This is a genomic window from Streptomyces solicavernae, assembly GCF_029968095.1.
GTDB lineage: Bacteria > Actinomycetota > Actinomycetes > Streptomycetales > Streptomycetaceae > Streptomyces > Streptomyces solicavernae.
On sequence record NZ_JASCIR010000009.1, the window covers coordinates 226,369 to 233,075 of the forward strand.

At 71.6% G+C, this 6,707-nt stretch carries 6 protein-coding genes; all 6 read right to left on the minus strand.

Annotated features, from left to right (window positions below; all coding sequences use genetic code 11):
- Positions 1–18 precede the first annotated feature (18 nt).
- On the minus strand, positions 19–1,461 hold the full coding sequence (locus tag QIS99_RS14020) for an MFS transporter (RefSeq protein ID WP_282513586.1): 1,443 nt from the start codon (positions 1,459–1,461) through the stop codon (positions 19–21).
- A 104-nt stretch (positions 1,462–1,565) separates the two neighbouring features.
- Entirely contained in the window at positions 1,566–2,774 is a 1,209-nt protein-coding gene (locus QIS99_RS14025) for a lipid-transfer protein (protein WP_282513587.1), read from the minus strand.
- A 148-nt stretch (positions 2,775–2,922) separates the two neighbouring features.
- On the minus strand, positions 2,923–5,154 hold the full coding sequence (locus QIS99_RS14030) for an acyl-CoA dehydrogenase (RefSeq protein ID WP_282513588.1): 2,232 nt from the start codon (positions 5,152–5,154) through the stop codon (positions 2,923–2,925).
- A gap of 199 nt (positions 5,155–5,353) precedes the next feature.
- Positions 5,354–5,569: a hypothetical protein gene (locus QIS99_RS14035; protein ID WP_282513589.1), complete on the minus strand. Its 216-nt coding sequence runs from the start codon at positions 5,567–5,569 to the stop codon at positions 5,354–5,356.
- Positions 5,570–5,718: 149 nt separating this feature from the next.
- On the minus strand, positions 5,719–5,997 hold the full coding sequence (locus tag QIS99_RS14040; protein WP_282513590.1) for a DUF397 domain-containing protein: 279 nt from the start codon (positions 5,995–5,997) through the stop codon (positions 5,719–5,721).
- On the minus strand, positions 5,987–6,707 hold a 721-nt coding region (locus tag QIS99_RS14045; protein ID WP_282513592.1), incomplete at its 5' end, for a DUF5753 domain-containing protein. The genes QIS99_RS14045 and QIS99_RS14040, both read right to left, overlap by 11 nt.

Consider the following 6,707-nt stretch of genomic DNA (forward strand, 5'->3'; position numbering starts at 1 on the left):
CCCCATGAGCAGCCCCCGTCAGGCTGAGGCGCTGCGCCGCCCCGCCGTGCCGCGCGGCATCCACAGCAGCATCACGACGACCCCGGCGGCCAGCAGGAACGCACTGGTACGGAACGCCGCCGCGTACCCCTCCGTCAGCGCCTCGGGGCCCGCCGAGCCGTGCGCGCCGGACGCGGCGACCGTGGAGAGCACGCTGAGGCCGAGCGCGCCGCCCATGGTGCGGGAGGTGTTGATGAGGCCGGAGACCAGGCCCGCGTCGCCGGGTTCCGCGCCGGAGGTGGCGAGGGAGGCGAGCGGCGTGGAGGCGAGGCCCGCGCCGAGCATCATCACGATGCCGGGCAGCATGATCGACGTGATGTACGCGCCGTCCGCGCTCATCGCCGCCGACTGCCAGCCGAAGCCCGCCGCGGCGAGCACGATGCCGAGCATGGACACGTTCTTCGCGCCGAGCCGCGGCATCAGGCGCGGGGCCAGCTTGGAGCCGATGACGATGGTCAGCGAGGACGGGATGAGCGCGAGCCCGGCCTTCAGCGGCGAGTAGTGCAGAACGTTCTGCGCGTACAGCGTCATGAAGAACCACATGGCGAACATGGCACCGCCGCAGATGAACATGGACGCGTTGGCGGCCGACACCGACCGCACCCTGAACAGCTTCAGCGGCATCAGCGGCACCCGCGTGCGCGCCTCCACGAGCAGGAACACCAGGAGCAGTACGAGACCGGCGGCCAGCGGGGCCAGGGTGGCGGGCGCCGTCCAGCCCTCCGCCTCCGTCTGCACGATGCCGTACGCGAGGGTGGCGAGGCCCGCCGTGACGAGGACCGCGCCCGGCAGGTCGAGGCGGCGGGCCTGGCCGGACCGGCTCTCGCTCAGCCAGACCGCGCCGGCGACGAGGACGAGCGCGCCGACCGGCACGTTGATGAGCAGCACCCAGCGCCAGGACAACAGGTCGGTGAGGACCCCGCCGACAAGCCCGCCGGCCGCGCCGCCGCCCGCCCCGACCGCGGACCAGGTGCCGATCGCCCGCACCCGCGCGGGCCCCTCCGGCACGGCCGAGGTGAGGATCGTCAGCGTCGAGGGGGCGAGGATGGCGGCGCCCAGGCCCTGCACGGAGCGGGCGACGAGCAGGTGCCAGTCGGCCTGCGCGAGGCCGCCCGCGAGGGAGGCGGCGGTGAACAGACCGAGCCCGACGAGGAACATCCGCTTCCGCCCGAAGTGGTCCCCGGCCCGGCCGCCGAGCAGCATGAACCCGGCGAAGGCGATGGAGTAGGCGTTGACCACCCACTGCAGCCCGATCGCGCTCATGCCGAGGTCGGCGCGCATCGACGGCAGCGCGGTGTTGACCACGGACACATCGAGCACGACGAGGAACTGGCCCGCACAGGCGGCGAGCATGACCGCCCACAGGGGGGCGGTCTTCCGGGTGACGGGGGCTATGCAGGTGTCGGGGGGGCTCTGGACCATGACGGCCATGCTCTCAGGAGGCGGACTCCGGATGCATCGGGGCATGGGCGTACGCACCCTCGGTCGGCGGACCTAGGCCCCGAAAAGGGGCGGGGAGGGGAGAGCTAACCCCCCGCCCGCCGCAGCATCGTCACCACAGCCGCCCCGCCGAGCCCGATGTTGTGCGCGAGCCCGACCCGCGCGCCGGGGACCTGGCGAAGGTCCGCCCGGCCCCGCAACTGCCAGCTCAACTCCGCGACTTGCGCGAGCCCCGTAGCCCCCAACGGATGCCCCTTGGAGATCAGCCCCCCGGACGGGTTGACGACCCACCGCCCCCCGTACGTCGTCGCCCCGGCCTCGACCAGCTTCCCGGACTCCCCGTCCTCACACATGCCCAGCGCCTCGTACGTGAGGAGTTCGTTGATGGAGAAGCAGTCGTGCAGCTCGATCACGTCGACGTCCTCGATGCCGAGCCCGGACGCCTCGTACACCTGCCGCGCCGCCGCCTTCGACATCGGCTTGCCGACGACGTCGATGCACGAGCCGGAGTCGAAGGAGGCGGCGGTGTCGGTGGTCATGGCCTGCGCGACGATCTCCACGGCCCGCTCGCCGAGCCCGTGCTGCTCGACGAACCGCTCGGAGACGACCACGGCCGCCGCCGCCCCGTCCGAGGTGGGCGAGCACTGGAGCTTGGTCAGCGGCCGGTGAATCGTCTTCGCCGCCAGCACCTCCTCGACCGTGTACACGTCCTGGAACTGCGCGTACGGGTTGTGCGCCGAGTGCCGGTGGTTCTTCGCGCCGACCGCCGCGAGCTGCGCCTCCGTGGTCCCGTACAACTCCATGTGCTCGCGGGCCGCGTCGCCGAAGATCTGGGCGGTGGGCGGGGACATCTCGAAGCCGTGCCGCTCGGCCATGATCCCGTAGTGCCGCGCGACGGGTGACGTCTTGCCGAATCCATCAGCGGCTCCCCCGTCGGCCCCTCCCCCCAGCGCCCCGCGCGCCATCTTCTCGAAGCCGAGCGCCAGCACGCAGTCTTCGAGACCGCCCGCGACGAACTGCCGGGCCATCATCAGGGCCGTGGACGCGGTCGCGCAGTTGTTGTTGACGTTGTAGACCGGCACGCCGCTGAGCCCCAGTTCGTACGCGGCGCGCTGCCCGGCCGTGGACGCCTGGAAGCAGTAGCCGACGGGCACCTGCCCGACCTGCTCGTACGAGAGCCCCGCGTCCTCAAGGGCCTTGGTGCCGGCCTCCTTGGCCATGTCCCAGTACTGCCAGTCCCGCGTCTCGGGCTTCTCGAACCTGGTCATGCCGACACCGACGATGTACGTCTTCACAGCAAGCTCCTCCGGTCAGTGGCGTGGGGTCATCAGTGGCGTGGGGCCACCAGTGGCGTGGGGCCACCAGTGGCGTGGGGTCATCAGTGGCGTGGGGTCATCAGTGGCGTGGGGTCATCAGTGGCGTGGGGTCATCAGTGGCGTGGGGTCAGATGAGAGGGCGGGGCTCCGGATCGCGCGGCAGGCCGAGCAGCCGTTCCGCCACGACGTTCAGCTGCACCTGCGTCGTACCGCCCGCGATGGTCAGGCAGCGGGACATCAGGAACCCGTGCACGGCCCGCTCGCCCGCGCCCTCGCGCACCGCGCCCGCCGGGCCGAGCAGTTCGAGGGCGAGCTCGGCGACCTTCTGCTGGTGCGGGGTCTGGACGAGTTTCCTGATGGACGCCCCGGCCCCGGGCTCCGCCCCGGCGACCTGCCGCATCGTCGTACGGAGCCCGATGCAGGCCAGGGCGTGCGCCTCGGCGGCGAGGGCGCCGATGCGGGTGCGGCAGGCCCCGTCGAGGTCGGCGGCGCGGGCGATGAGCGCTTCGAGGCCGGTGTCGAACGCCACCTGGTCGGCCATGTGGACGCGCTCGTTGCCGAGGGTGTTGCGGGCGACCCGCCAGCCGTCGTTCACCTCACCGACCACCGCGTCCGCGGGCAGCACCACATCGTCGAAGTACACCTCGTTGAAGAGGGAGTCCCCGGTGATCTCCCTGAGCGGCCGGACGTCGACGCCGTCCGTACGCTTCATGTCGACAAGGAAATAAGTCAGCCCCTTGTGCTTGGGCGCGTCCGGGTCGGTACGGGCGAGCAGAATCCCGTAGTCCGCCCACTGCGCGGCGCTCGTCCACACCTTCTGCCCGTTGACCCGCCAGCGCCCGTCGTCGAGCCGTTCGGCGCGAGTGCGCAGCGCGGCGAGGTCCGAGCCCGCCTCCGGCTCGCTGAACAGCTGGCACCAGAGCACGTCCCCGCGCAGGGTCGGCGCGAGGTGGGCCTCCTGCTGCGCCTCGGTCCCGTACGCGAGGAGCGAGGGCACGACCCAGGTGGCGATGCCCAGATCGCTCACCTTCACCCCGGCCGCCCTCAACTCCTCCTGAACGGCGAGCTGTTGCACGGGTCCGGCACCCAGTCCGTAGGGGGGCGGCAGGTGCGGGGCGGCGTAGCCGGTCGGCGCGAGGGCGCGGCGGGCGGAGGCGGGGTCGAGGCCGCGCGCCCCGTCGATGGCCTGGCGCGCGGTGTGGCGGTACGCGTCAGCCTCCGCCGGAAGGTCGAGCCGCAGCTCCCGTCGGACCCCCGCCTCGGCGAACCGCACCGCACGCGCGCGGTGACTGTCCCCCGTACCGAGCAACTGCCGTGCGACCAGGGCCCGGCGCAGATACAGGTGCGCGTCGTGCTCCCAGGTGAAGCCGATGCCGCCGAGGATCTGGATGCAGTCCTTGGCGCAGGAGTGTGCGGCGTCGAGTGCGGTCGCGGCGGCGAGGGAGGTGACGAGTCCGCGTACGTTGGGGGCCTCTGTTTCCGCTGCCCGGGCGGCGTCCCAGGCGAGGGCGCGTGCCTGCTCGACCCGGACGAGCATGTCGGCGCACAGGTGCTTGACCCCCTGGAACTGCCCGATCGGCCGCCCGAACTGCTCGCGCACCTTGGCGTGTCCGGCGGCCGTTTCGAGGGCCCGGCTCGCGGTGCCGCAGGCGTCGGCGGCGTGGAGGGTGGCGGCGAGGTCGCGTACGAGGGCGGTGTCGAGCCCGTGCAGGACGCGCTCGGCGGGCACGGGGACCTGGCTCGCGGTGACTTCGGCGGTCGGCCGGGTCGGATCGGCGCTCTCGTGCCCGCGCACGCTGACGGTTTCCGCGTCGACGGCGACCCATACGGTGCCGGTCGCGGACTCGGCGGCGAGCAGCAGCAGGTCGGCCTCGCCGCCGGAGAGCACGGGCGGGGCGGCCCCGTCGAGCACGTACCCGTCGCCCTCGGCCACGGCGGTGAGCGTGCCGGCGCCCAGTGCGGCGGCGCCGATCCCCCGTCCCGCGGCCAGCTCGCGGGCCAGCTCCCGCTGTCCGGCGCGGTGCAGGGCGGTGAGGGTCAGCGCGTTGGCGAGGTACGGCCCGGGAAGCGCGGCCCGCGCCGCCTCCTCCAGGACGACGGCAAGATCGACGAGATCCCCGCCGCCTCCCCCGTACCCCTCCTCCGGCAGATGCGGCGCGAGCAGCCCCTGCCCGGCGAGCCCGTCCCAGTACGCGGGCCGCCCGGCCCTGCTGTCCGGGCTTTCGAGCAGCTTGCGCGTCTCCTCGACGGGTACGGCGCGGGCCACCCAGCCGCGCACGGCCTCGGCCAACTCCCGCTGCTCTTCGGTGATTCCGATGCTTCCGACGTTTCCGGCGCTTCCGGCGCTCCCGATGCCCATGCGGGGCACACTAGAACACGTTTCAATCTGACGGAAGGTCAGAAACAGTCCGGTGTCGGCGTCGGTGTCGGTGTCGGTGTCGGCCGGACTGCTGCTGCTGCTACTGCTACTGCTGCTGCTGCTGCTGCTGCACAACAAAACGTCGACCCCCGAGACCACAGCAGGTCCCGGGGGCCGACGCGGCCGCAAGGGCGGGAGATCAGCCGGTGACCGAACCCAGACCCAGCGGGATGTCCTTGACGGTGATCGAGACGGAGTCGATGGAGCCTCCGCTCAGCACGGGCAGGCCGTTGGGGCCCTGCGTGAACTCGGCCGTCAGGCCCTCCACACTGCCGCTGACCGACAGGCCACCCGCGATGTTGTCGAGGTCGGCGTCGGCTATCTCAGCGGTCTCGATGCGCGAGGTCTCGCTCATGGTGATGAGTGTCCTTCGTGTCTGATGGGAAGTCGTACCACTGGACCCAATCACGCCCGCACAGCCCAGGTGCACCCCAACTCCCCACCTTTCACACGCCGTTCACCGGAAGCACGCACCCCGCTTTGCCCGCGTCGCGAAGCTTCCGATCACCCGAACCGCCCATCGGACGCGGCCCGCACGAACGCGGCGAATGCACCGGGGCTCGCGGTGAAGGCTCCCGCCTCGGGGGCCTTGGAGTCGCGGAGGGCGATGCGGGTGGGGAGCTGGGCGATCTCGACGCACTCGCCGCCGGTGCTGCCGCTGTACGACGACTTGCGCCAGGCGGCGTGGCCGATGGGGGCGCATTCGATGCACTCGCCGCCAGTATCTCCGCTGTACGTCGACTTACGCCACGTCGCGCCCGTCAGATCCCGGTCAGTGTGCATAACGCTCCTCCATCACTCGGGCGATCAGCGCCGCCGAGTCCTCCACGGAGAGCGCGGCGGCCTGCAGGTGATCGTATCGGAGCGAACCTTCCCTGATGGCTTGCGGGTTGGCGGTCATGTGCCCCTGCACGAAGTCCTCTGTGTAGACGAGGTCGGGGTCGTCGTCGAACCTGAGCAGGGTGAAGGAACCCATCAACCCGGCATGCGCACCCGCACTGAACGGCAGCGCCTGAATCTTCACCCAGTCCCGCTCCTGCAGATCCAACAGGCGGCGGAGTTGGGTTCGCATGACCTCCGAACCGCCGATCTCCTGATGCAGCACGGCCTCGCTCAGCACGACCCACACCAGCGGCGGCTGTTCCCGCTCCAGGATGCGCTGACGTTCGAGCCGGGCCGCCACCTTGGCGTCGAGGTCACCGTCGGACCGCACACCGAGAACCGCCCGCGCATACGCCTCCGTCTGAAGAAGCCCGTACACCAACTGGGCCTGATACGTGGAGATATAGGCCGCCCTGGCCTCCATCTCCGCGTACGCCTGGAACCAGCTGGGCAACTGGCTCCGCAGCACCAGCCCGACCAGCCGGCCGAAGTGGCCGTCGGTCCCGAGGGCCGCGTCGAGCCGCTCGGACAGCTGCCGCGTAGGAACCTTGTGCGCGGTCTCGATCTGCCCGATGAGGGACCCCGTACAGAAGACGCACCGCCCCAGCTCA